The organism is Bradyrhizobium sp. B097 (genome assembly GCF_038957035.1).
GTDB lineage: Bacteria > Pseudomonadota > Alphaproteobacteria > Rhizobiales > Xanthobacteraceae > Bradyrhizobium.
In genome coordinates, this window is record NZ_CP152412.1 from 4,407,152 (window position 1) to 4,431,992 (window position 24,841).

A 24,841-nucleotide genomic window follows, 5' to 3' on the forward strand; every position below is an offset into this window, starting at 1 on the left:
TAAGGGCGCGTTGCGCATGATGTTTGGAATGCGAGTGAGGGGGGGGCTGTTCGCCGCCTTGGTCATGTTCGCCGCGCCGGTGGCGGCCACCTTGGCGGCCGTTGCTGTCTCTGCGCCTGCGCTTGCGCAGACGGTCGATTCGATCACGGTGGAGGGGAACCGCCGCGTCGAGCTCGAAACCATTCGTTCCTATTTCCATCCCGGACCGGGCGGTCGGCTGGGCCAGGCCCAGATCGACGACGGCCTGAAAGCGCTGATCGAGACCGGCCTGTTCCAGGACGTCCATATCGATCAGCGGGGCGGGCGCCTCGTCGTGGTCGTGGTCGAGAACCCGGTGATTGGCCGCGTTGCCTTCGAGGGCAACAAGAAGGTCAAGGACGAGCAGCTCACCGCCGAAGTCCAGTCCAAGCCGCGCGGCACCTTCTCGCGCCCGATGGTGCAGTCGGATGCCCTGCGCATCGCCGAAATCTACCGCCGTTCGGGCCGCTACGACGTGCGGGTCAATCCGCAGATCATCGAGCAGCCGAACAACCGCGTCGACCTGATTTTCGAGGTCAACGAAGGCGTGAAGACCGGCGTGCGGTCGATCGAGTTCCTGGGCAACAATGCCTACTCGGCGTCCCGCCTGCGCGACGTCATCAAGACCCGCGAATCGAACCTCTTGAGCTTCCTCGGCGGCAACGACGTCTACGATCCCGACCGGGTCGAGGCCGACCGTGACCTGCTGCGCCGCTTCTACCTCAAGAACGGCTATGCCGACGTTCAGGTCGTGGCCGCGCTGACCGAATACGATCCCGACAAGAAAGGCTTCCTGGTTACCTTCAAGATCGAAGAGGGACAGCAGTACCGCGTCGCGGCCGTCAACTATACGTCGTCGATCGCAACGCTCGATCCGAACGCGCTGCGCTCGTTCTCGCGCGTCAATATCGGCTCGCTCTACAACGCCGAGGCGCTGGAGAAGTCAGTCGAGGAGATGCAGATCGAGGCGTCGCGCCGCGGCTACGCGTTCGCGGTGGTCCGTCCGCGCGGCGATCGCAATTTCGACAATCACACGGTGTCGATCACCTTCGCGATCGATGAAGGTCCGCGCACCTATATCGAGCGCATCAACATCCGCGGCAACAGCCGCACGCGCGACTACGTGATCCGCCGCGAATTCGATATCTCGGAAGGCGACGCCTACAACCGTGCGCTGGTCGACCGTGCCGAGCGCCGGCTGAAGAACCTCGACTTCTTCAAGACGGTGAAGATCACCACCGAACCCGGGTCCTCCAGCGATCGCGTCATCCTGATCGTCGATCTCGAGGAGAAGTCGACCGGCGACTTCTCGGTGTCGGGCGGCTATTCGACCACCGACGGCGCGCTGGCTGAAGTCAGCGTCTCCGAGCGCAACCTGCTCGGCCGCGGCCTGTTCGCGAAGGCGTCGGTGACCTACGGCCAGTATGCCCGCGGCTACTCGCTGTCGTTCGTCGAACCCTATCTGCTCGACTACCGCGTCGCGCTCGGCCTCGATTTCTACCAGCGCCAGCAGCTGTCCAACAGCTACATCGCCTACGGCACCAAGACGCTCGGCTTCAGTCCGCGCCTCGGCTTCAGCCTGCGGGAAGATCTGTCACTGCAGCTGCGCTACTCGATCTATCAGCAGGAAATCACCCTGCCGTCGACGCTCGACAACTGTAACAACAATCCTTTCCTGGCTGACGGTGTAACGCCCAATCCTGCGTTCAATCCGAGCCCGGCCTATGCGAACCTGAACGGGATCAGCCTGGTGTCGACCAACGGTCTCGGCTGCTACAGCGACGGCGAAGCCTCGCTGCCGGTCCGCAAGGAGCTGGCGGGTGGCAAAACCCTGACCTCGGCGCTGGGCTACACGCTCAACTACAACACGCTCGACAACAACAAGAACCCGACCGAAGGTCTGATCATCGACTTCAAGCAGGACTTCGCCGGCGTCGGCGGCGACGTCAGCTACATCAAGAGCGCGATCGACGCGAAGTACTACACTCCGCTGGTGTCGGACATCGTCGGCGTGATCCACGCCCAGGGCGGCATCCTGAACAAGCTCGGCAGCCAGGATCTGCGCATGCTGGATCACTTCCAGATGGGCCCGAACCTGGTCCGCGGCTTCGCGCCGAACGGCATCGGTCCGCGTGACATCAATCCCTACGGCACCATGGACGCCGTCGGCGGCACCAAGTACTGGGGCGTGTCGGCGGAGCTGCAGATGCCGTTCTGGTTCCTGCCGAAGGAAGTCGGGCTCAAGGGCGCGGTCTATGCCGACGCCGGCGGCCTGTACGACTACCAAGGCCCAACCTCGTGGGCGGCGACGGGCGAAGTCAACACGCCTGGCTGCGTGAGGCCGACGAACAACCCGCCGTCTCCAGGTACCTGCCTTGGCCTGAGTTTTGACGACAGCAAGGTTGTCCGTACCTCGGTCGGTGTCGGCCTGATCTGGCAGTCGCCGTTTGGTCCGCTACGCTTCGACTACGCTGTACCGCTGACCAAGGGTGCGTATGACCGCGTGCAAGAATTCCGGTTTGGCGGCGGTACGACTTTCTAAAACCGCTGCTCGACCGGACTGCGACGGATGGAATGGCGCAGCCGATCTTCTTCAAAAGTCCTCCTTCGTCATCGCTGGCTGAAATCGCCGCGCTGACGAAGGCGCAACTGGTCGACCCCGAGAGGGGCGCGCTTCAGATCAGGGGGCTGGCCTCGCTCGACGAGGCCGGTCCGATGCATCTCGCGTTTTTCGACAATCTCAAATACGCCGACCAGCTGGCCGCGACCAAGGCCGGCGCGTGTCTGGTCAGCCCGCGTTTCGAGGCGCAGGTGCCGAAGGGCACCGCCGTGCTGCGCGCCGCAAAACCATTTCAGGTGTTCGTCGAGCTCGCCCGCGAATGGCACGCCGATGCGCTGCGTCCACAATCCTGGTTCGGGACCGAGGGCATCGCCCCGTCTGCGATCATCGATCCCAGCGCGCGCCTCGAGGATGGCGTCATCGTCGATCCGCTGGTCGTGATCGGCCCGCGGGTCGAGATCGGCTCCGGCACCATCATCGGCGCCGGCGCGGTGATCGGCGCCGACGTCAAGATCGGCCGCGACTGCAATGTCGGCGCCAAGACCACCATTCAGTTCGCGCTGATCGGCAACAACGTGCTGATCCACCCGGCCTGCAATATCGGTCAGGACGGCTACGGCTTCATCTTCTTCGGGCCGGCAGGGCACGTGAAGGTGCCGCAGACCGGCCGTGTGGTGATCCAGAACAATGTCGAGGTCGGCGCTGCCTCGACCATCGACCGCGGTTCCCTGCGCGACACCGTGATCGGCGAGGGCACCAAAATCGACAACCAGGTCCAGATCGGCCACAATGTGACCATCGGCCGGCACTGCCTGCTCGCGGCCCAGATCGGGCTCGCGGGCAGTCTGACGATCGGCGACAATGTCGCGCTCGGCGCCAAGGTGGGCATCAACAACCACCTCAAGATCGGCGACGGCGCCCAGGTGACGGCGATGAGCGCGGTCAAGGACGACATTCCGGCCAATGGTCGCTGGGGCGGGCATTTCGCCAAGCCGACCAAGCAGTGGTTCAGGGAAATTATCGCGGTGGAGCGCCTGGTGCGCGACAACGAAGCCAAAGGCAAGGAACAGGAGTGATGGAGGAGGCACCGGTCAAATTCGAGCTCGTGGATATCAACGATATCCTGAAGACGCTCCCGCATCGCTTTCCGATGTTGCTGATCGACCGCGTGATCAAGATCCGCACTGACTACAGCGGCATCGGCATCAAGAACGTCACCTTCAACGAGCCGCCGTTCCAGGGGCATTTCCCGGATCGCCCGGTGTACCCCGGCGTGATGATGATCGAGGCGATGGCGCAGACCGCCGGCGTGATCGGCATCAAGTCGGTCGAGGGCACCGAGAAGCCGCGCGCGGTGTATTTCCTCACCATCGACAAGTGCAAGTTCAGGAAGCCAGTGATGCCCGGCGACACCATCGAGTACCACATGCGCTCGCTCGGCCGCCGCAAGACGATGTGGTGGTTTCACGGTGACGCCAAGGTCAATGGCCAGATCGTTGCCGAGGCCGATGTCGGCGCGATGCTGACGGACTAAGGCAGCTTCAAGTCGCCGGGGTCACGACGTCCTGCAAGCATACCGGCCGTCAGCGCCGGCGATCCGCAGGACGCGATTGACGAAGAGGCCCATCGATGGTGCGATCATCAGCGCGTCGTAGGTCTCCGTAGGCACGCCGCAATAATGCTGGTAGCTGCCCCTGACCGCGACCAGCAGCGTGCGTTCGCCCGCGCTGTAGCAGACGCGCTGGACGATCGTGCTGCGGTTGATGTCGCGGCAGTCGAAGGTCGAGAGATCGACGCTCGTGCTGTTGCCGAGGTCGACGGTCTCCGGCCCGATCGGCGCGGAGAACAGGCTGAGGATCAGCGCGGCGGCCCGGACCATGGATCGGTTGCGACCTTCTCGTTTGCAACAGGCCGTCATCATACGTCACTGGACAGGGCGGGCAAAGTCGCGCTAACGACCGCCCAAATCGACCAATAGCACCTTGGCGCCACTCACGAATTCCGGACCGTAACGACATGAGCATGATCGACCCCACTGCGCGGATTGCGGATGGCGCCGTGATCGGGGCCGGCACCGAGATCGGTCCGTACTGCATCATCGGCCCCAACGTCGTGCTGGGCGAAAACTGCAAGCTGATCGCGCACGTCACGATCAGCGGGCATACGAAGATCGGCGCCGGCTGCGTCATCTCGCCGTTTGCCGCGCTCGGCGGGCCGCCGCAGGATCTCAGCTATCGCGGCGAGCCGACCCGTCTCGAAGTCGGCGAAGCCTGCACGATCCGCGAAGGCGTGACGATGAATGTCGGCACGATCAAGGGCGGCGGGCTCACCCGCGTCGGCGATCGCGGCTTCTTCATGAACAACAGCCATGTCGGCCATGACTGCATGGTCGGCAACGGCGTGATCTTCGCGACGTCAGCGACGCTGGGCGGCCACTGCGAGATCGGCGACTTCGTCTATATCGGCGGCCTGTCGGCGGTGCACCAGTTCACCCGCGTCGGCTCGCAGGTGATGATCGGCGGCGTCTGCGGCGTGCGCGGCGACATCATCCCGTTCGGATTGGCCAACGGTCAATACGCGGTGCTCGAAGGGCTCAACATCATCGGCATGCGGCGGCGCCAGTTTACCAAGGCACGGCTGGCGACGGTGCGCGCGTTCTATCAAAAACTGTTCCACGGTCCCGGCATCTTCGCCGAGCGGCTGGCTTCGGTGCAGCCGCTGGCGGGTGAGGATCCTGCGATCGCGGAAATCCTTGCCTTCATCGAGGGCAGCAAGCTCCGGCCGCTCTGTCTTCCCGCCGATTCCAACTGAGCAGGGGATGGCCGCCAGCATGACGTCAGCGGCTCCCTCGCTTTCTTCGCCGGTCGGCGTGATCGCCGGCGGCGGTGCCATGCCGTTCGCGGTCGCCGATCAGCTCACCGCGCGCGGCATCACGCCGGTGCTGTTCGCGCTGCGTGGCGCCTGCGATCCGGTGCGCGCGCAGCGGTTTCGTCATCGCTGGATCTCGGTCGGCCAGCTCGGACGCGCGACCCGGCTGTTCCGCGACGAAGGCTGCCGCGATCTGATCTTCATCGGCACCCTGGTGCGTCCCGCGCTGTCGGAGATCCGGCTCGACTGGGGTACGCTGCGCCTGCTTGGCCATGTCGTGCGCGCGTTCCGCGGCGGTGACGATCATTTGCTGTCGAGCGTCGGCCGCATCCTCGAGCAGCAGGGATTTCGCATGGTCGGAATCAAGGATGTCGCGCCGGACCTGCTGATGCCTGAGGGCGCCGTGACGCGCACGACGCCGGACTCGAGCGCGCTCGCCGACATCGCGCGCGGACGCGGCGTGCTCGATGCGCTCGGCCCGTTCGACATCGGACAGGCCGCCGTGGTGATCGACGGTCACGTGGTTGCCGTCGAGGACATCGAAGGCACCGATGGGCTGCTCGCGCGGGTGGCGCGGCTGCGTGCCGACGGCCGCATCCGCGCCAAGGCCGGCCGCGGCGTGCTGGTGAAGGCGCCGAAGAGCAAGCAGGATCTGCGCTTCGATCTGCCGACCATCGGTCCACGCACGGTCGAGGGCGCGGCCGCGGCCGGCATCGCCGGCATCGCCGTGATCGCCGGCAACACGCTTGCTGCCGATCCGCAGGCGCTGATCGAGGCCGCCGACGCCAAGGGGCTGTTTGTCATCGGACTGGCGGGCTGATGCAGGCGCGCAGTCCCAGCAGCGGCCGTAAGATCTTCCTCATCGCGACTGAGGAGTCCGGCGACCGCCTTGGCGCAGCATTGATGAAGGTGCTGCGCCAGCGCCTCGGCGATGCCGTGCAATTCTCTGGCGTCGGTGGCCGGGAGATGACGGGCGAGGGCATCGATCCCCTGTTTCCGATCGAGGAGCTCTCGATCATCGGCTTTGCCGCCGTCGTGAAGCAATTGCCGAAGATCCTGCAATTGATCCGGCGCACGGCCGATGCCGTGCTTGCCGATGCCCCTGACATGCTCGTCATCATCGACAGCCCCGACTTCACCCACCGCGTCGCCCGCCGCGTCCGTGCGCGCAACCCGAACATTGCGATCGTCGACTACGTGTCGCCATCGGTCTGGGCCTGGCGGCCGGGCCGGGCGCGCGCGATGCGAGGCTATGTCGATCACGTGCTCGCGCTGCTGCCGTTCGAGCCGGAGGAATATCGCAAGCTGCAGGGACCGCCATGCAGCTATGTCGGGCATCCCCTGACTGAGCAGCTCACTTCGCTGCGGCCGAACGAGGAGGAGCAGAAGCGGCGCGATGCGCAGCCGCCGGTTCTGCTGGTCCTGCCCGGAAGCCGGCGCAGCGAGATCAGGCATCATCTGGCGCTGTTCGGCGCGGCGCTCGGCCAGCTCAACAAGCAAACGCCGTTCGAGCTCGTGCTTCCCACCATGCCGCATCTCGAGGCCATGGTGCGCGAAGGCGTTGCGTCGTGGCCCGTGGTACCGCGGCTTGCCATCGGCGAGAGCGAGAAGCGCGCCGCATTCCGCGTGGCCCGCGCGGCGCTCGCAAAGTCAGGTACGGTGACGCTGGAGCTCGCGCTGTCAGGCATTCCGATGGTGACGGCCTATCGCGTCGGTGCTGCGGAAGCGTTCATCCTGCGCCGTGCGATCCGGGTGTCGTCGGTGATCCTCGCCAATCTCGTGATCGGCAGCGATATCATTCCCGAGTTCCTGCAGGAGGACTGCACGCCGGACAAGCTCGCGCGCGCGCTGGGCGATGTACTCGCGGATTCGCCTGACCGTCTGCGGCAGCTCGTGGCGTTCGCGACGATGGACGGGAAAATGTCGACCGGCGACCAGCCGCCAAGCGTCCGCGCCGCCGACATCGTGCTCGCGGAAATGAGCCGGCGTTCGGCCTAGCCATTCGCTCATCCTGTCGTCGGCGGCATACGGCCGCAACGGTTCCGCTTGCTTCGAATATTTAGGCTGCGCTAATATTAGTAGTAACTAATATTAATGCGGAGAGCCGTCATGAAGATCGATCCTGTCGCCTATGTCGGAGCCGTTGTCCGCGAAGTCGCCGTCCGGGACCGCGACGGCAAGCCGGCGCGGGCTGTCATCGCGACCCGCAGCTACGACACCGACATCGCTGATCTCTGGGACGCGCTGACTAATCCAGAGCGCATCCCGCGCTGGTTCCTGCCGATCTCGGGCGATTTGAAGCTGGGCGGCCGTTATCAGTTCCAGGGCCAAGCCGGCGGGGAAATCACGACGTGTGAGCCGCCGCGCCGGCTCGCCGTGACCTGGGAGGCGATGGGCGCGGTCAGCTGGGTCACCGTGACCCTGGCCGGCGATGCCGCCGGCGGCACACGGCTCGTGCTGGAGCATCTTTCGCTGATCGAGGGCGACTTTTGGGATCGCTACGGACCCGGTGCGGTCGGCGTGGGCTGGGACCTCGCCTTGATCGGGCTTGCGCTCTATGTCGCCGCAGGCCCTGGCGGGCAGTTCGACCGGGCGGCCGCGGCGGCATGGCCAGGCTCCGAGGACGGCAAGGATTTCATCCGCCGCAGCAGCGCGGACTGGTGCAGGGCCTCGATCAAGGCAGGAACGGACGAGGCGGCGGCACGCCGGGCCGGGGCCAACACGACGGCGTTCTATTGCGGCGAGCCTGAGCCGAGTGGAGGCTAGCAACCGTGCACGCCTTCGACATCCTCGGTGATCCCGTCCGCCGGCGCATCCTGGAACTGCTGGCGACCGGCGAGCACAGTTCGGGCGATGTCGTCGCCGTCGTGCAGCGCGAGTTCGGCATCACCCAATCGGCGGTCTCGCAGCAGTTGCGGATCCTGCGCGACGCCGGTTTCGCGTCGGTGCGCGCCGACGGCACCCGCCGCATCTATGCCGTGGAGCCGGGGCGGCTGCGCGAGGTCGACGACTGGCTCGACCGCTTCAGGGCGTTCTGGCTGCCGCGTCTCGATGCGCTCGCGACCGAAGTCGCCCGCGGCAAACGAAAACGGCGCCATCAGGAATGATGGCGCCGTCTCGAACCTGTCAGAGATGAAGCTTACTTGCGCTTGTCGATCGTCACATAGTCGCGGCGCGCCACGCCGGTGTAGAGCTGGCGCGGACGGCCGATCTTCTGCTGCGGATCCTCGATCATCTCGCTCCACTGGCTGATCCAGCCGACGGTGCGGGCGACCGCGAACAGCACGGTGAACATCGAGGTCGGGAAGCCCATCGCCTTCAGCGTGATGCCCGAATAGAAGTCGACGTTCGGGTAAAGCTTGCGGTCGATGAAGTAGGGATCGCTGAGCGCGATCTTCTCGAGCTCGAGCGCAACCTTCAGCATCGGGTCATCGCCATGGCCGGTCTCGGCCAGCACCGCGTGACACATCTTCTGCATGATCTTGGCGCGCGGATCATAGTTCTTGTAGACCCGGTGACCGAAGCCCATCAGGCGGACTTCGCTGTTCTTGTCCTTCACCTTGGCGATGAACTCGGGGATCTTGTCGACCGATCCGATCGACGACAGCATGGCGAGCGCCGCTTCATTGGCGCCGCCATGGGCCGGACCCCACAGGCAGGCGATGCCGGCCGCGATGCAGGCGAACGGGTTGGCGCCGGAGGAGCCGGCGATACGCACCGTCGAGGTCGACGCGTTCTGCTCGTGGTCGGCATGCAGGATGAAGATCTTGTCGAGCGCGTCGGCGAGCACCGGGTTGATCTTGTAGTCCTCGCACGGCACCGCGAAGCACATCTGCAGGAAGTTCTCGGCGAAGGACAGCGAGTTCTTCGGATACACGAAGGGCTGGCCAATGGTGTATTTGTAGGCCATCGCCGCCAGCGTCGGCACCTTCGCGATCATCCGCATCGAGGCGATCATGCGCTGCTTCGGATCGTTGATGTCGGTGGAGTCATGGTAGAACGCGGCGAGCGCGCCGACAGCAGCAACCATGATCGCCATCGGATGCGCGTCGCGGCGGAAGCCCTGGAAGAAACGCGCCATCTGCTCGTGCACCATGGTGTGGTGGATCACGCGATGGTCGAAGTCCTTCTTCTGCGCCGGGGTCGGAAGCTCCCCGTAGAGCAGCAGGTAGCAGGTTTCGAGGAAGTCGCCGTTCTCGGCGAGCTGCTCGATCGGGTAGCCGCGGTATTCGAGGATACCGGCGTCGCCGTCGATATAGGTGATCTTAGACTGGCAGCTGCCGGTCGAGGTGAAGCCGGGATCGTAGGTGAACACCCCGGCCTGGCCGTAGAGCTTGCCGATGTCGATGACATCAGGCCCAACCGTGCCGCTCAGGATCGGGAAATCGTAGTTCTTGTTGCCAATGGTGAGTGTGGCTGTCTTGCTGGATTTTGCGTCCATCGTGAGATCCCCGATGAAATCGTTGCGAAAACCGACCTTGCCCAGTCGCTAATTTGCGGCCCATGGCGGGGCGGAACGGCTTGTGAGAAAGCGTCCGGCGATGGGTAGCTCATTGCAATGTGCGCTGCAAGATGGACCCTGGAGGGGGTCCATGCAGGATCACGCCGCCTGATCGGCGAGACGGTCGAGGCACTCCTGGCGTCCCAGGACGGCCAGCACGTCGAAGATGCCCGGCGATGTCGTGCGTCCCGTCAGCGCCACCCGCAGCGGCTGGGCAACGGCGCCGAGTTTCAGATTGTTCTGCTCGGCGAAATTCCGCATGGCGGTCTCGGTGGTTTCGGCTGTCCAGTCGTTGACGGCTTCCAGCGCGGTGCGCAGCCGGCCGATCAACGCGCGCGTTTCCGGCGTGAGGAGCGCGGCCGCTTTCGGATCGAGCTCCAACGGGCGATCGGCGAAAATGAAGTAGGCGCCCGCGATCAGCTCGATCAGCGTCTTGGCGCGCTCCTTCAGGCTCGGCATCGCCCGCAGCAATTGCGCGCGGGTGGCGTCGTTGAGCTTGGCCTTCAGCGCGGCGCCTTCAGGAACATAATCCAGCACGCTCTCGAATTGGGTCACGAGGGATTGATCGTCGCTCTGCCGGATATAGTGGCCGTTGAGGTTCTCCAGCTTGGCGAAATCGAACCGCGCCGCCGAGCGGCCGACGCCCGAGAGATCGAACGCGTCGATCATCTCCTGGGTCGAAAAGATCTCCTGGTCGCCATGACTCCAGCCGAGCCGGACGAGATAGTTGCGCAAGGCGGCCGGCAGATAGCCGAGGGCGCGGTAGGCATCGACGCCGAGCGCGCCATGGCGCTTCGACAGCTTCGAGCCGTCGGGTCCGTGGATCAGCGGAATGTGGGACATGCTCGGCAGCTCCCACTCCAGCGCGTCGTAGATCTGCTTCTGACGCGCGGCGTTGATCAGGTGGTCGTCGCCGCGGATGATGTGGGTGACGCCCATATCGTGGTCGTCGACCACGACCGCGAGCATGTAGGTCGGGGTGCCGTCGCCGCGGAGCAGGACGAGGTCGTCGAGGTTCTCGTTCTGCCAGACCACGCGGCCCTGGACCTGATCCTCGATCACGGTCTCGCCGGTCTGCGGCGCCTTGAGGCGGATGGTCGGCTTGACGTCGGAAGGCGCGGTCGCCGGATCGCGATCGCGCCACATGCCGTCATACAGGCGGGTGCGGCCCTCGGCGCGCGCCTTCTCGCGCATCGCGGTGAGCTCCTCCGGGGTGGCGTAGCAGTAATAGGCGCGCCCGGCCGCGAGCAGGCCCTCGGCGACCTCGCGATGGCGGGCGGCGCGGCTGAACTGGTAGATGACCTCGCCGTCCCAATCGAGCTCGAGCCATTTCAGGCCGTCCAGGATGGCGTCGATCGCCTCCTTGGTCGAGCGTTCGCGGTCGGTGTCCTCGATCCGGAGCAGCATCTTGCCGCCGAGCTTCCTGGCATAGAGCCAGTTGAACAGCGCGGTGCGGGCACCCCCGATGTGGAGGAAGCCGGTCGGCGAGGGGGCGAAGCGGGTAACGACGGAATTGGTCATGATCGAGTGCGACGTATGCTGGAATGGGCGGTGGTGTATATCAGGAACCGAACATAACTAAAGCCCCGGCTGACCTTTTGCCGGCCAAACCAGGCTTGAAACCACACTTTGAAACCAGGCTTGGCCGGACGGCGCGAATTTGGCAGAAGGTTGGGCTGACTCCTCCAGGGAACCCTTTGATGACGATTGACACGACGGCAGAGGCAGGGCGCGACTTCATCCGCGACATCGTCCAGGCCGATCTCTCCTCCCACAAGCACAACCGGATCGTGACCCGCTTTCCGCCGGAGCCGAACGGCTACCTGCATATCGGTCACGCCAAGTCGATTGCCCTGAATTTCGGCATCGCGCAGGAGTTCGGCGGCCAGTGCAATTTGCGCTTCGACGACACCAATCCGACCAAGGAGGAGCAGGAGTACATCGACTCGATCCAGGCCGACGTGCATTGGCTCGGCTACGATTGGGGCAAAAACCTCTTCTTTGCGTCGGACTATTTCGAGCGGCTGTACGATTGGGCCGAGGGCCTGATCAAGGCGGGCTACGCCTATGTCGACGATCAGTCGCAGGAGGAGATCCGGCTGTCCCGCGGCACGCTGACCGAGCCAGGCAAGAACTCGCCGTTCCGCGACCGCACGGTCGAGGAGAACCTCGATTTGTTCCGCCGCATGAAGGCCGGCGAGTTCACGAACGGCGCCCGCGTGCTGCGCGCCAAAATCGACATGGCCGCCGGCAACATCAACCTGCGCGATCCCGTGCTGTACCGCATCCTGCACGCCCACCATCCGCGCACCGGCGACAAATGGTCGATCTATCCGAGCTACGACTACGCGCACGGCCAGTCGGACGCCATCGAGGGCATCACCCATTCGATCTGCACACTGGAGTTCGAGGATCACCGTCCGCTCTATGAGTGGCTGCTCGACAAGCTGCCGGTGCCATCGAAGCCGCGCCAGTACGAAATGGCGCGGCTCAATTTGACCTACACGCTGCTGTCCAAGCGCGTGCTGACCCAGCTTGTCCGCGACGGCCATGTCTCGGGCTGGGACGATCCGCGGATGCCGACCATCGCCGGCCTGAAGCGGCGCGGCGTGCCGCCGGCTGCGGTGCGCGAGTTCATCAAGCGCATCGGCGTCGCCAAGGCCAACAGCGTGGTCGATGTCGGCATGCTCGAATTCTGCATCCGCGAGGAGCTGAACCGCACGTCGCTGCGCCGCATGGCGGTGCTGCGGCCGCTCAAGGTGGTGATCGAGAACTATCCGGAAGGCCAGGTCGAGGAGATCGCGGCGATCAACCATCCCGACAATCCGGACGCCGGCACCCGCAAGATCGCCTTCGGCCGCGAGCTCTATATCGAGCGCGACGACTTCATGGAGAACCCGCCGAAGAAGTTCTTCCGCCTCTCGCCCGGCAATGAGGTGCGGCTGCGCTATGCCTACTTCATCAAGTGCACCAGCGTCGTGAAGAACGACGCCGGCGAGATCGTCGAGCTTCGCGCGACCTACGATCCCGCGACCAAGGGCGGTAACGCGCCCGACGGCCGCAAGGTGAAGGCGACGATGCACTGGTTGCCGGCGGCGCAGTCGAAGCCGGCGGAAATCCGCATCTACAATCAGCTGTTCGCCAACCCGAGCCCGAACGCCGCCGATTTCGCCGCCGACCTCAACCCGCAGTCGCTGGAAGTGCTCAGCGATGCGCGGGTCGAGCCTGCGATCGCCGAGGGCAATTCGCCTGAGGCGATGCAGTTCGAACGGCAGGGCTACTTCGTGCGCGATGCGGATTCGACGCCGGACAGGCTGGTGTTCAACCGCACCATCGGCCTGCGCGACACCTTCGCCAAGGAAGTCGGCGGCAAGGGTTAGCGCGATCCGGCGCGAACAACGGACGGAGGCGATCGATGCCTGACGAAGCCGACGAAGTCGCCTCCGCCATCATCGCCAGATGGTCCGCGGGTTTCGGCAAGCTCGATGCGGATACGCTTGCTGCGCTCTACTCGCAGCACGCGTTCTTCTTCGGCTCGAACCCGACGCTCTATCGCGGCCGCGACGGCGTCAAAGCCTACTTTGACGGCCTGCCGCGCTGGCACGCTCCGCGCGTTCAGTTCAGCGATATCAGGACCGAACGGGTGAATGCCGATCTCGTCAACATGGCTGCTATCGCGTCGTTCTTCCTCGACGGCGATGCGCCCTCGCTCGCCGTCAAGATCACCTGGGTGATCGCGCGCGAGGGCGGCGACTGGAAGATCGCCTGCCATCATGTCTCGTCGCAGACGCCATTGATCTAGGCGTTGCGCTGGAACGTGGCAAAAAAAGTCGAGGGCCGGCGGGCCCCCGTAGTCAGGGAGAGTGCATGGGCGGTGCTCGGGGCCGAGCGTCATGCGCCTCGCGGCTGCCGCTCGTCCATGCGATCTTGTACCTGACTTGCAGGCTATCTGGATCTCGTTGCATCGCGAGGAGGGACCACGGTCGTAGGCCGTGGAGAGCGGCTTCCGGGCGGACGGACGGCAGCTCGATCGTCGGCTGGCGGATCAGCAGCGGCAACACATCGCAGGTCGGATAGATGCTTTTTTGTCCCCGCCACACCATGTCTTCGGAAGAAGGAGGTGAGGATCATGCGCATTCAACACTGGCAGGATGCTGCCAGCCTGTTGGTGGGCGTCTGGCTGGTCGCGTCGCCGTTTGCACTGGGCTTCTCCGGGGCCGCTCTCTGGATCTCCATCATGCTCGGATTGGGCGTCGTGCTGTTTGCCTTGGAGGCATTCATCATTCCGTCCTATCTGGAGGAATGGGGCGAGATGCTGATGGGGTTGGCTCTGATGTTGGCCCCCTGGACGTTCAGCTACCAACAGGGATCGGTCACGACGAGCAGCGTGCTCGCCGGCATCGTGGTGATCGTGCTCGCTTGCTGGGAGCTGACGATGGATCGTGATTTCGCCACCTGGTGGCACGATCGCTGGCATCACCGAGCTGGCTGAGAGGAATTCGACTGAAACGTTAGTCTGACCGTCGACCACCGGCGGCCGGAGAGGTTGGGAATTGCGTGGAGCAGCATCCCCTCCACGCCGCGTCGATGTAATACGTATGCAGCCTTTGCAGAGAAATCACGCCGGAGACCGCGAGTACGGGACGATACAGAAGCGTCGTCCCGCACTTGCTGGAAGGCGGCTATCGTTTTTGCTGTAGGGGTCAGTCGCCCCTCAGCAACGTCACTCCGTCACGACGCGGCTCTCGCCTCGATCTGCTCCCAAATTCTGGTCTTGCGTGTCTCCGGCATGACAAGGAGGGCGATCACGAAGCACACCGCGGGAACGGCAATCGGGTAGATCAGCGCGTAGCCGATGCTGCCGGTCGCTGCGAAGGCGGCTGATGTGATGAACGGCACCAATCCGCCGCCCCAACCATTGCCGATATGATACGGCACCGAGACCGAGGTGTACCTGATCCTGGCCGGGAAAAATTCCGCCAGGAACGCTCCGACCGGCCCGTACACCATCCCGACGTAGCAGACGAGGATGAAGATGATGAAGACGGCGACCGGATAGTTGATGTGTCCCGGCTGCGTGACCATGCCGAGCCATAGATACAGCGGATAGTAGGTGATCGCGGCGAGCAGCATTCCTCCGAGGATCACGGATTTCCGGCCGATCTGATCCGACAGCCAACCAAAGAAGATCAGGCTCGGCGTCGCGATCAGCAGTGCGGTTCCCACGATGTAGGCCGAGGTAACCGCATCGACCTTGGAGACCTGCTGCAGGAAGTACAGTGCCCAGAATTGACCGCTGTACCAGACCACGCCCTGTCCGATCAGGACGACGATGGCGATCAAGATGTACTTGATGTTGGCGCTGAGGAAAGCTTCGCGCCAAGGATTCCTGGTCATCTGTCCGCGGGCCTTGATCTCCTGGAAAATCGGCGTCTCCTGGAGCTGGAGCCGGATGTAGATGGCGATGGCCACCAGCAGGAACGAGACCAGGAACGGAACGCGCCACGCCCATTCGTCGAAAGCCTGATTGCCGGCCCAGGTCCGGGTCAGAACGATCACGGCAAGCGACACCACGATCCCGAGCGTCGGCGAGGTTTGTAGCCAGCCCGTGTAGTAGCCGCGGCTGTCGTCTGGAACATGCTCGGCGACATAGGTGATGGCGCCGCCATATTCGCCGCCCAGGCACAGACCCTGGATCATCCGCAAGCCGAACAGAACGAATGCGGCCGTCAGGCCGATCGACTGATAAGTTGGGATCAGTCCGATCGCTCCCGTTCCCAAGCCCATTCCGCTCAGCGTAATGAGGAATGTATATTTGCGGCCGACCCGATCGCCCATCCATCCGAACAGGAAGGCCCCCAAAGGACGGATCAGGAATCCCGCAGTGAACAGCGCGATCGTGCTCAGCAAGGCTGCAACGGGGTGGGATTGCTCAAAGAACTTGACCGACAGAACTGCGGCCAGGCTGCCAAAGATATAGAAATCGTACCATTCAATAACGTTTCCCACTGACGCAGCGACAATCACGCGACGAAAATCGCTCGGTACTTGAACTGCCATGTGCTGCTCCTATCAAATGCAAACGCTACGCCTCGCGTTTTTTCAGCGATCTATCCGCTCGCGGCGTGCGCATGGTGCGCGGCGTTGCAGGCGAGATTTGCGAGTTCGTCCGCAACGCCTGGTCTCAGGGGGAGTTGTGGGCCACCTGAGAAGAGCTCCAGCGGCCGTCAGGTGCCGCGAGCCGTCACTGCCTCATCCCGTCTGTCCGGGAGTGGAGGCATCAGGGTAGTCTAATCCCAATGGGATCGGCACCTAATGAGACTTTCGGCTCGATCGATTTGACGCAGGCCGCAGCTGTGGGCTCGGCGCGGGAAGCTGCGACACAGGTCGGTCCTGGCATCCCGCCTGCCGGTCGGTATTCTGCATCCGTTCTGCTAGCGGTGAGGTCACAGCTTCCGCTAGCCTTGCGGCCCGGCAGGGATCGCGAGCGGAATGGCGGAGCAGGGCACGACGCCGGGCGGCAGACGCGGCTACGCGGGGACGTGGCCGCCGCGCGCGGCTGCGCCGGTCGGCGGCTATGTTCCGGAGCGCGCCAGCATCTGGCGGCCTCTTGCCGAGACATTGCGGCAATGGGCGCGTGCGGAGACTGGGGCTGGACGCCTGTTGCCGTGGGTGCCGGTGGCGTTCGGCACCGGCATTGCGTTCTATTTCGCGGCCGAGCACGAGCCGGTGCTGTCGGTCGCAGCGACCGGCGCAATCGCGCTCTTCCTGCTGGCGCTGCTGCTGCGGCGGCGCAGCGTGTTTCCCGCCGTCGTAATGCTGGCGGCGGTTGCGGCAGGCTTTGCGACCGCGACCTGGAAGACCGCGCGGATCGCCCACGGCGTGCTGGCACGGCCGATATTTTCCGTGGCGCTGACCGGTTTTGTCGAGACACGCGACGTCAGAGAAAAGACCGACCGCTTCGTGCTGCGCGTCGTGTCGATGGAAAGCCAGCGCGAGGCGCCAAAACTCGAGCGTGTCAGGCTCTCGGTGAAGAAGGGCACCGCGCCCGATGTCGGCAGCTTCGTCGAATTGAAGGCGCGGCTGATGCCTCCGCTTCTGGATCGTCCGGTGGCTTCCTGAGACATCCACGAAAGCCGTTGTAGATCGGGCATAACTTGGATTTGTCGTCTAGACAGGTCCGGGACGCTCCAGCAGAATCCAGTGATGATTTGTGGGTAGGCCCGTGGGTTGCTGGAGATGATTTTTGGCGCGGCTGCTTAATCGACTCTCTCCGAAATTCATTGAGAACATCGACAAGCCGGGACGGTATGCTGACGGCGGTGGGCTGTATTTGCAGGTTGCCCCCAGCAAGGACGGGGGTGTGACCAAGGCCTGGCTGTTTCGCTATATGCGGGGCCACACCAGCCGGGCCGGCAAACCGACATCTAGGGAAATGGGCTTGGGTCCGCTCAGCACCAGCAAGCGGGATGGTTTCATCACCACCAAGGAGGCCCGGGATCGAGCCTACGGGGCCCGGGAGAGCCTGAAGGCGGGAATAGACCCCCTCGAGACCAAGCGCGCCCTGCGGCTCGCCAAACGCATCCAGGAAGCCAAGGCGGTGACCTTCAGCCAGTGTGCCGCCGAGTATATCGAGGCCCACAAGGCTGGCTGGAAGGGCGAGAAGCACACGAAGCTATGGAAGGGCAGCCTTAAGAGGTACGTCGAGCCAGTCTTCGGAGCACTCCCGGTGGCCAGCGTCGACACGGCACTCGTGTTGAAGGCCCTGAAGCCGATCTGGGGAACCAAGACCCAGTCAGCCGCGAAACTCCGGATGCGGATCGAATTGATCATTAACTGGGCAACGACGCACGGATATCGCGAAGGAGAAAACCCAGCTCGGTGGCGCGGTCACCTTAAGAACGTGCTCCCAGATCCCGGCAAGGTCGCGAAGGTGACACATCTGCCGGCGATGCCTTATGCGGAACTACCGGCATTCATGGCCGAGCTGCGCCAGGACGAAACGGTGGCGGCCCGTGCGCTCGAATGGACGATCTTGTCCGCGGTACGGTCCGACAACACGTTCGGCCTGACCTGGGAGGCGGGTGAGGTCGATGCGGCCAAAAAGTGCTGGACGATACCTGCAGAGCGCATGAAGGCCGATGCTGATCACCGCGTACCGCTGACCGATCGAATGCTGGAGATACTTTCAGGTCTGTCGCGCGACACAAAGTATGTCTTCTCCGGCGAAAATCCAAAGAAGAAGCTTCCTCATGAAAAGATGTTGAAGGCGCTAAAGGCGATCCGGCCGGGCCTCACGGTGCACGGGTTCCGCAGCACCTTCAAAGACTGGGCTTCCGAGCAAACCGCGTACGCAAACGAAGTCTCAGAAATGGCGCTGGCGCACGCAGTCGGCGACAAGGTCGAGAATGCGTACCGCCGAACCGACTTGTTCGACAAGCGCAGGCTGCTGATGGAGGATTGGGCCACATACTGTGGAGGCCGATGATGGCGGAGATGTTGGCGATCAGTCGGGAAATAATTCTCGCGCCGACGCCGGTCGATCTAGACGCCATAGCTGCGCTGATGCTCTGGCCCCATGATCCGGCCCAACGGGACCAAAGCATTAAAACTAGCCGAGTTGAGACCGGCCATTCGATTCAAGAATTTCTGGCCGCGGACGATCTTCGTAGCCTAACTACGTTGGCAAAAGATGCTTTACCTCTCGCTCTGATACAGAAGCAAATGCCCGAACCCTTTGGCCACGGCGTGCGGTCCGGCTTCTATCTGCAGCGTGCAGTGGCTAGCGTTGCTCGCGGCAAACCAGAGACGTTAGGGAAGATGGTCAAAGAACTTGCAGCCATCGAGCCAAAGATCAGAGATGAAAAGACCTTCGCGAATACATATTGGCCGAGATACCGACCTGTGGCCCATTTTTGGGCATCGGCAATCGATTTTGCGGACGGGGGAACGCTTCCCTGCAGAGCGGCGAACCTGTTGGAATTTCTTCAGCGCGCTGAAGGGTACAGGGTGCTTGGCGAAAAGAGTTCGACCAAACAGGCGCCGCGCCCCATATTGCGTTCTGGTGAAACCGTCCAGATTGACACTAGCTTAAAAATCGAGCCGGCCATTCTGCGGTTCTAGACCCGGCCCACGCTGTCAGGGCCAAGCCCCTAGAAATAAGTTCTCCCGTTTCACTCGGGAAAAGACAGGTGGCAATCTGCCCAATAAATCCCGTTGCACCAGTTTGGATTTTCCAACGGAGCAACGAGGATCAAATGGCGCAATCACTAGCAGGACAGCAGGGAGCTCTAGCTCACCATGTCGAGACATTCCTCCGGCTAGAAGACGTGAAGACAGCTACCGGTCTGGGCCGCAGCACCATCTATTTGCTGATGGCCGAAGCCTCGTTCCCCAAGCCAGTGAAGCTCAACGGGGAGGGTGGCAAGGCTGTGGCTTGGCTAGCGAGCGAAATCGCGGAGTGGCAACGTCAGCGCGTCGCTGCGCGGGATCGGGCTGCCGCCTGATGGTCCATCATCGTGAAATTCGCCAGCGTGATGACGGACTGTTCAGCGTTGTAATTGGTGCCGACGAGGCCGGGCCGTTCCCGAGCTACGTGTTTGCCATCGCGATAGCAGAGGGCAGGGTACCCGAGCTGAAGCCGGCGGCGAAATTCCGTCGTTATAAGATCATTCGCGAGGTGCCGCACCTTGCGTGATCCAGAAATGCAAAACCCGGCCGCTGGTGACGGTCGGGTTTGCGAATTGGTCCTTGCTGGCGCTTTGGACAATTCGCAACCTAGCAAAATAGTTGCCCGTCGTCTTCAAGTTTCTGCTTTGACGCGACGCTGCGCGATCAGCGCCACGGCAGCTGCATTGCTTGCGCCTCTCATTTTCGGGGAGAGCACGCAGTGAAACTTAATCTGGAAAGCAACATTGACGAGCAGGTAAGCACGCTCGACCCCGAAAAATGGTCGAACCTGCAAGCTGAGATTTGCTTGAACATCGCAAACGCGAGATTCCACGCTTTCGTTGCTGAGTCCGAGCATGCCGCGGGCTTGGTTAGGCTGGGCTTGATATCTCGCGTCGTTGCCGCGGATCATCTTCATGTGGCGGCCATCTACAACGCCCTTTACGTCGAGTACGGCGCGGAAGCTATCCAGCGGGTGATGGCTGATGCCATGAGCCAAACGGGTGGCGCATGAATATTCGCGTCATGGACTGTTCCGACATCGAGAACATGACCAACCAGGATCTGGACGCGCTGACTGCCGTCCACGATCGGTTCGGCCCCGGCTTCAAACGTACCAACACCAACGATTTGATGGCTGCAACATTCCCGCCGCTAAAGGCGATCGTGGCTGGCTACGTATATGCCGGTTTTACGGCGTTCGCGGGTCGAATGAAACTCGGCAAGACATGGTGGGCTATCGATATCGCCGTGGCAGTCGCGACGGGCGGAGCCGCCATGGGGTCGATCGACTGTATTGCGGGCGACGCCTTATACATCGACCTAGAGAACGGACCGCGCAGAATACAGTCTCGTATTCGAGCACTGTTTCCGCACGATCACACATTGCCGGACATGTCACGGCTCGAGTGGGTAACGGAAGCCCCACTGCTCAACGACGGTTTCATCAATCGTCTGGATCGTTGGCGGCTATCCGTGAAGGATCCCCGGTTGGTCGTTATCGACGTCCTTCAGCGGATCAAGCCTCCCGGCAATAAGAATCAGAATGCCTATGAGTCCGACTATTCCATTTGGGCTCCGCTTCAGGAGTGGTCCACTCGTCACGGCGTGGCTGTGCTTGGCCTGCATCACACCAAGAAGGGCGCGATGGACGATCCGCTCGAGGCGCTATCGGGATCCAACGGCCTAGCGGCCTGCGCGGACACCACCATCGTTCTGGATCAGGGACCAAACGGTCGGACGCTCTACGTTCGCGGGCGCGACGTCGAGGAGCGCGAGACAGCAGTGTTGTTCAATGCGGGGAGTTGGACGGTTCTCGGGGAGGCGGCTGACGTACGTCGGTCCGACGAACGGAGGGCAATTCTCTCAGCTTTGGCCAAGACGTCGCCGCTCGGACCGAAAGAGATCGCGGCGGCAACAGGCATGAAGGACGGCAACGTCAGGTTCCTACTTGGGCAGATGGTGGCTGCCGGCGAGATCCAGAAGCAGGGCTACGGCCGCTATACCCCCACCAACACCGCTAACACCCCTAACAGTTGGTGCTCAGATGAGGACTGAGACTGTGAGCGGTGTGAGGAGTGTCAGGGGGTATCTTGCCTGTCGCAGCACAACCTCCGGGACCGCCCTGGCTGCAAATCTTCGACGAAACCAAATTGATGTTCCGAGTTGGCCAATGTGGCTATGGCGGTATCGCGGTGGATTGGCCGGGCCGCGCCAACCGCATGGGCAGCTCCGTTTGCAGCGAGATCGAAAACCGAGCGAGGGGCATCGCTCCCTTCGGCGGTCATCGCCTTGCGATCGTTGGGCAAAAAATCAAAACGGGAAATCAACCCAAGGGGTAGGGGTTTCTGCCCTTCCAGCGCTCTTGGGAGCCGGAACCGCATGGGCTCCCACGCGCAGCACACGCGCGCGCGCCGAAAATTCCCAGAAAATCACCCACACGGAGAAAACCACTATGGCGAAGCGCATAGCGAAACGCCGCAAAGGTAGGCCGAACCGGCGAGAGGCGAGCCAGAAAGCGCTGGCCGGGGTTGATTTGTCGACACTCGATCCGACCGCGGTGTTGCGCTCGATCGCCGCTGACACCAGCGCGCCGGCGTCGGCTCGCGTAGCGGCAGCAAAAGCTCTGCTGAGCAACGAACCCCAGCGACCCGAGGAGCCAGGCGAACGTGACCCAGTCGCGCGGCGAGCGCTGCACATTCTGAATGGAGGCAAGGCATGAATGACGACGACGACACAATCCCGATTATCGCGACCTACCGAGGCGTGGGTCTTCACTGCGAGCAGTCCGCGGAACGGCTCGACGCGGTCCGCCGCGCAATCGACGACGTGTTCGAAGTCGTCAATATCGATCGACATCTGGAAATAGCCGGTGACGCGCGCTGGCCACCGGAGGCGCGCCTGCTGGCTGCGGCAAAGTTGGAAGCCATGGTGCAGATTGCGGTAGATGAGCGCGCGGTCCGCCCGCCGATTGATCTCATGCTCGTGCAGGCGATCGTGGCTGGCTTGGACTCAATGAAGTGGCGGCATCCGAAATATTTCGCCTCGCTGTTCGATCCCGGTCCTTCGCCCGGCGAGAAATGGGCAGAACGCGAAGTGCCGCTGCCGTGGTGAGTCTGGCTGACGAAATCACGGGGGCGCGCGCGAACTAGATGCCGTTGTCGCTCGACCAGCTCCGTCGCCAACTCGGACCGGTTGTCCGCGCGATCGTTGCTGACGTGGAGCGACGCGTGGCGACGGAAGTGGTCGTGGCGCGCGGCGTCGAGCGGCTTCTGACGGTCATCGACGGTGGGGAGGAGATTCCTTCCGAGCGGCAGCAGCGTGAGAACGCCGCCGCAATGGCTGAGCTGCAGCGGCTCGGCAACGGTCCCCATGCGGCAATGAAGCTTGCCCGGCGCTGGTCGAACGATCCGCACCGACAGCAAATGCTGGCGCAGCACTTTCGTCGACTGCGCCGACGCGCCCGGACAAAAACGAGCACCGCTCGTTTTCCGACGAAAAAGTGAGCTAGGTCTGGATTCATGGCAAGCAAACATACCGATCCCAAGACTTCCGCCGAGATCAGGGCTGTCCGGTCGGCGCTCTCCGAGCACGATCGCGCGCTCATGAGTGAGGATGCCGGAATCTATCAGGCTAGTTTGAAAGGGCTACCGCCGCCGCGGCCGTTGACTGAGCACGAGTGCATGGTTCGCGATCACCTGAAGACGCTCCTCAATGGCTCGACACCCGCTCACTTTCTGGGCGGATCAGATGTCTCTCGCCTCCAGCAGATCCGGGCAAATCGCGAGGCCATCGCAATCGCGGACAAGCACTGGGCGCAGAAAGAGGGCGAGGCGCGCGAACGTGAGGCCCAGGAATACATCGACAGAAATGCTGACGCGTGGCGCGAGGTCTGTCGCGAGATCGTTTTCACCTCGACAAGGCTGCTGGCACTCGAAAACCGTGCGCGCGAAATGCTCGAGCCCGTTCAGGGAGCTTGGGGGCTCAATATAGCAATGGCAACCACCATCGCCTCCGGCTTTTCGCTCCTCGGAGTCGGCGATCCCCTTCGGGAGCTGCACGACGCGGCCGTCGCAGAGCGCATCGTCACTCAGGCCGAAATCAGAAAGACACAGAATGTTGCTTAAATCGAATCGTACGCGCGCGTTTACCGGTCCGCATGCCGAGCAGAAGGCGGAGCGCGTTGGTTATTGGGCCAAGGCGATCATGGGAGACGACGCTGCACGCATGTGGTGCGTCGATCATGGCATCGGCCTCACGAAAGCGACCTCTGGATCCACCAACTCGGTCGGTGGATTTCTCGCACCGCAGGATTTCGACGCGGCGATCATCAATGTCCGCGAAGCCATGGGAGCGTTCCGCCAAGGTGCGGAGATCCGGCCAGCGCGTTCCGATGGTCAGGTCAGGCCTCGCCGGAGTGGCGGGCTAGTGGCAAATTTCGTTACTGAAGGGGCTCCGATCCCGGAGTCGAGTTTCCAGCTTGACGTGGTCGAAAGCGCACAGAAGAAGTTCGCAATTCTCGGGCGCGCGTCGTCCGAATTGTTCGAGGACAGCGCGGCAGATCTCGGCGAATTTCTGACGTCTGAAGTCGGTTATGCCTTCGCCTCTAAAGAGGACGACTGCGGCTTCAACGGCGACGGGACGTCGGCCTATGTGGGCATGAGCGGGCTTGCAACGAAGCTGGTAGGCCTCAAATCATCGGTCGCGGCGGGGACTGGCGTCAACACGTTCTTGACGATCACCGCAACTGACATTGCGAATCTGATGGCCGGCGTGATCGCCGCGGCGATCCCTGGTGCGGCGTGGTACACAAGCGCAACCGGCTACGCTCAGACGCTCTGCCGTCTCGCAGCTGTTAGCGGCGGCCTTGTCGCAACTCAGCGGCCGGACGGAACGATCAGCGCAAACTACCTCGGTTTTCCGGTGCGGTTTAGCGGCAAACTGCCGGATGTCCCGACCAGCCTGACGGGCAAGCCGATGCTGTTCTTCGGCAACTTGGCTATGTCGAGTGTTCTGGTTGAGCGTCAGCAGCAGACCATCCTAGCGATCAGCCGCGATCGGGCGATGGACGCCGATCAAGTGTTGGTCCGCGGCGTCCAGAGATGCGACATCATTAATCACACAGTCGGTGACGCAAGCACGCGTGGCCCTGTTGCAATGTTAGTGGGAACCGCGTGATGAAAAACGTTCGTTTGAAGGACAGCGATCCGCTCGCCCTGCGGATGAAACCCGGCGCCGTCGTGTCGATGACAGACGGCTGGTGTGGGACCGTGCAATCCGATGACGGCGAATTCGTCGTGATGGTTCGCGATGGCGAGCAGATGAACAGCGCATTCCGGGGCTATCGTGGGTTGAGGCGGCAGGCAGTCAGGGTCGGTCGCGACAAAGTCATGACGCGCAGCCCCGTAGTGGACCTTGCGGCGCGCAAGATGTTGAAGCCGAGCATCGCGATCGTCGATCGTGCCCGGATCGAATCGTCATGGTCTGCTCTAGACGGAGATTGGACAGCATGAACCAGGGCATCATCAAGCACGTCAACCCGGACGCAGGCTTCGGATTCATCCGCCAGGATAGCGGCGGAGATCTTTTTTTTCACTTTAGGCAAATGCTGAGCACGGGCACCCCGCAAGTTGATCAGCGCGTAAGCTTCGATGTCGGCGCGTCACGGGACGGCAAGCGCCGCGCCGAACGTGTGCGGATTCTGTAACTGGCTCCATCTGCGTCAT

At 62.9% G+C, this 24,841-nt stretch carries 27 protein-coding genes and 1 pseudogene; 24 read left to right on the forward strand and 4 right to left on the reverse strand.

The window, feature by feature from the left end; translation table 11 throughout:
• The first annotated feature begins 16 nt into the window (after positions 1–16).
• Genes bamA through fabZ form a run of 3 tightly spaced genes read left to right on the forward strand, consistent with a single transcriptional unit; the run spans position 17 to position 4,112 of the window.
• A complete protein-coding gene (gene bamA / locus AAFG07_RS20740; RefSeq protein ID WP_342728851.1) occupies positions 17–2,560 on the forward strand; it encodes an outer membrane protein assembly factor BamA in 2,544 nt (847 codons plus the stop codon).
• 32 nt (positions 2,561–2,592) lie between these two features.
• Entirely contained in the window at positions 2,593–3,654 is a 1,062-nt protein-coding gene (gene lpxD, locus AAFG07_RS20745; RefSeq protein ID WP_342728852.1) for a UDP-3-O-(3-hydroxymyristoyl)glucosamine N-acyltransferase, read from the forward strand.
• On the forward strand, positions 3,654–4,112 hold the full coding sequence (gene fabZ / locus AAFG07_RS20750) for a 3-hydroxyacyl-ACP dehydratase FabZ (RefSeq protein ID WP_229170551.1): 459 nt from the start codon (positions 3,654–3,656) through the stop codon (positions 4,110–4,112). The genes lpxD and fabZ overlap by 1 nt, the downstream gene beginning before the upstream one ends.
• A 21-nt stretch (positions 4,113–4,133) precedes the next feature.
• Here fabZ and AAFG07_RS20755 read toward each other — a convergent pair whose 3' ends face one another.
• The gene (locus AAFG07_RS20755; protein WP_342728853.1) at positions 4,134–4,457 is read right to left on the reverse strand and encodes a KTSC domain-containing protein; all 324 of its coding nucleotides are present in this window, start codon (positions 4,455–4,457) and stop codon (positions 4,134–4,136) included.
• Positions 4,458–4,594: 137 nt separating this feature from the next.
• On the opposite strand from AAFG07_RS20755, the gene lpxA reads away from it, so the two are divergent.
• From lpxA to AAFG07_RS20780, 5 genes are all read left to right on the forward strand, one after another.
• Positions 4,595–5,389 carry an acyl-ACP--UDP-N-acetylglucosamine O-acyltransferase gene (gene lpxA, locus AAFG07_RS20760; protein WP_342728854.1) on the forward strand — a complete coding sequence of 265 codons (795 nt, stop codon included), beginning with the start codon at positions 4,595–4,597 and terminating at the stop codon, positions 5,387–5,389.
• Between the two features lie 19 nt (positions 5,390–5,408).
• A complete protein-coding gene (gene lpxI, locus AAFG07_RS20765; protein ID WP_342728855.1) occupies positions 5,409–6,266 on the forward strand; it encodes a UDP-2,3-diacylglucosamine diphosphatase LpxI in 858 nt (285 codons plus the stop codon).
• Positions 6,266–7,444, forward strand: a complete 1,179-nt coding sequence (gene lpxB, locus AAFG07_RS20770; RefSeq protein WP_342728856.1) for a lipid-A-disaccharide synthase — start codon at positions 6,266–6,268, stop codon at positions 7,442–7,444. The genes lpxI and lpxB overlap by 1 nt, the downstream gene beginning before the upstream one ends.
• A gap of 111 nt (positions 7,445–7,555) precedes the next feature.
• Positions 7,556–8,212, forward strand: coding sequence for an SRPBCC family protein (locus AAFG07_RS20775; RefSeq protein WP_342728857.1), 657 nt, complete (start codon positions 7,556–7,558; stop codon positions 8,210–8,212).
• 5 nt (positions 8,213–8,217) lie between these two features.
• A complete protein-coding gene (locus AAFG07_RS20780) occupies positions 8,218–8,553 on the forward strand; it encodes a metalloregulator ArsR/SmtB family transcription factor (protein ID WP_342728858.1) in 336 nt (111 codons plus the stop codon).
• Positions 8,554–8,585: 32 nt separating this feature from the next.
• Here the strand turns inward: AAFG07_RS20780 and gltA are convergent, their stop codons facing one another.
• Positions 8,586–9,887, reverse strand: a complete 1,302-nt coding sequence (gltA, locus tag AAFG07_RS20785) for a citrate synthase (RefSeq protein ID WP_342728859.1) — start codon at positions 9,885–9,887, stop codon at positions 8,586–8,588.
• 159 nt (positions 9,888–10,046) lie between these two features.
• Positions 10,047–11,468, reverse strand: coding sequence for a glutamate--tRNA ligase (gene gltX / locus AAFG07_RS20790; protein WP_342728860.1), 1,422 nt, complete (start codon positions 11,466–11,468; stop codon positions 10,047–10,049).
• Positions 11,469–11,647: 179 nt separating this feature from the next.
• Here gltX and AAFG07_RS20795 point away from each other — a divergent pair, with 179 nt between their 5' ends.
• From AAFG07_RS20795 to AAFG07_RS20805, 3 genes are all read left to right on the forward strand, one after another.
• On the forward strand, positions 11,648–13,327 hold the full coding sequence (locus tag AAFG07_RS20795) for a glutamine--tRNA ligase/YqeY domain fusion protein (RefSeq protein ID WP_342728861.1): 1,680 nt from the start codon (positions 11,648–11,650) through the stop codon (positions 13,325–13,327).
• Between the two features lie 35 nt (positions 13,328–13,362).
• Entirely contained in the window at positions 13,363–13,749 is a 387-nt protein-coding gene (locus AAFG07_RS20800; protein ID WP_342728862.1) for a nuclear transport factor 2 family protein, read from the forward strand.
• 327 nt (positions 13,750–14,076) lie between these two features.
• A complete protein-coding gene (locus AAFG07_RS20805) occupies positions 14,077–14,439 on the forward strand; it encodes an SPW repeat protein (protein ID WP_342728863.1) in 363 nt (120 codons plus the stop codon).
• Positions 14,440–14,678: 239 nt separating this feature from the next.
• Here AAFG07_RS20805 and AAFG07_RS20810 read toward each other — a convergent pair whose 3' ends face one another.
• On the reverse strand, positions 14,679–16,007 hold the full coding sequence (locus tag AAFG07_RS20810) for an MFS transporter (RefSeq protein WP_342728864.1): 1,329 nt from the start codon (positions 16,005–16,007) through the stop codon (positions 14,679–14,681).
• Positions 16,008–16,439: 432 nt separating this feature from the next.
• Here AAFG07_RS20810 and AAFG07_RS20815 point away from each other — a divergent pair.
• From AAFG07_RS20815 to AAFG07_RS20875, 13 genes and pseudogenes are all read left to right on the forward strand, one after another.
• Positions 16,440–17,045, forward strand: a pseudogene (locus AAFG07_RS20815) (DUF4131 domain-containing protein); the annotation flags it as partial.
• Between the two features lie 148 nt (positions 17,046–17,193).
• Entirely contained in the window at positions 17,194–18,435 is a 1,242-nt protein-coding gene (locus AAFG07_RS20820; protein WP_342728865.1) for an integrase arm-type DNA-binding domain-containing protein, read from the forward strand.
• Positions 18,435–19,070 (forward strand): hypothetical protein, encoded by a 636-nt coding sequence (locus AAFG07_RS20825; protein ID WP_342728866.1) that lies wholly within the window; start codon positions 18,435–18,437, stop codon positions 19,068–19,070. The genes AAFG07_RS20820 and AAFG07_RS20825 overlap by 1 nt, the downstream gene beginning before the upstream one ends.
• Positions 19,071–19,204: 134 nt before the next feature.
• A complete protein-coding gene (locus AAFG07_RS20830; RefSeq protein WP_342728867.1) occupies positions 19,205–19,453 on the forward strand; it encodes an AlpA family transcriptional regulator in 249 nt (82 codons plus the stop codon).
• The gene (locus AAFG07_RS20835; RefSeq protein ID WP_342728868.1) at positions 19,453–19,644 is read left to right on the forward strand and encodes a hypothetical protein; all 192 of its coding nucleotides are present in this window, start codon (positions 19,453–19,455) and stop codon (positions 19,642–19,644) included. The genes AAFG07_RS20830 and AAFG07_RS20835 overlap by 1 nt, the downstream gene beginning before the upstream one ends.
• Positions 19,645–19,836: 192 nt before the next feature.
• Positions 19,837–20,130, forward strand: coding sequence for a hypothetical protein (locus AAFG07_RS20840; protein ID WP_342728869.1), 294 nt, complete (start codon positions 19,837–19,839; stop codon positions 20,128–20,130).
• Positions 20,127–21,173: an AAA family ATPase gene (locus tag AAFG07_RS20845; protein ID WP_342728870.1), complete on the forward strand. Its 1,047-nt coding sequence runs from the start codon at positions 20,127–20,129 to the stop codon at positions 21,171–21,173. The genes AAFG07_RS20840 and AAFG07_RS20845 overlap by 4 nt, the downstream gene beginning before the upstream one ends.
• 660 nt (positions 21,174–21,833) lie before the next feature.
• Entirely contained in the window at positions 21,834–22,229 is a 396-nt protein-coding gene (locus AAFG07_RS20850) for a hypothetical protein (RefSeq protein WP_342728871.1), read from the forward strand.
• 38 nt (positions 22,230–22,267) lie between these two features.
• Positions 22,268–22,621, forward strand: coding sequence for a hypothetical protein (locus tag AAFG07_RS20855; RefSeq protein WP_342728872.1), 354 nt, complete (start codon positions 22,268–22,270; stop codon positions 22,619–22,621).
• Between the two features lie 15 nt (positions 22,622–22,636).
• Positions 22,637–23,242: a hypothetical protein gene (locus AAFG07_RS20860; protein WP_342728873.1), complete on the forward strand. Its 606-nt coding sequence runs from the start codon at positions 22,637–22,639 to the stop codon at positions 23,240–23,242.
• A complete protein-coding gene (locus AAFG07_RS20865; protein WP_342728874.1) occupies positions 23,232–24,293 on the forward strand; it encodes a phage major capsid protein in 1,062 nt (353 codons plus the stop codon). Before AAFG07_RS20860 ends, AAFG07_RS20865 begins: the two co-directional genes overlap by 11 nt.
• The gene (locus AAFG07_RS20870; RefSeq protein WP_342728876.1) at positions 24,293–24,628 is read left to right on the forward strand and encodes a hypothetical protein; all 336 of its coding nucleotides are present in this window, start codon (positions 24,293–24,295) and stop codon (positions 24,626–24,628) included. Before AAFG07_RS20865 ends, AAFG07_RS20870 begins: the two co-directional genes overlap by 1 nt.
• On the forward strand, positions 24,625–24,822 hold the full coding sequence (locus AAFG07_RS20875) for a cold shock domain-containing protein (protein ID WP_342728877.1): 198 nt from the start codon (positions 24,625–24,627) through the stop codon (positions 24,820–24,822). The genes AAFG07_RS20870 and AAFG07_RS20875 overlap by 4 nt, the downstream gene beginning before the upstream one ends.
• Positions 24,823–24,841 lie beyond the last annotated feature (19 nt).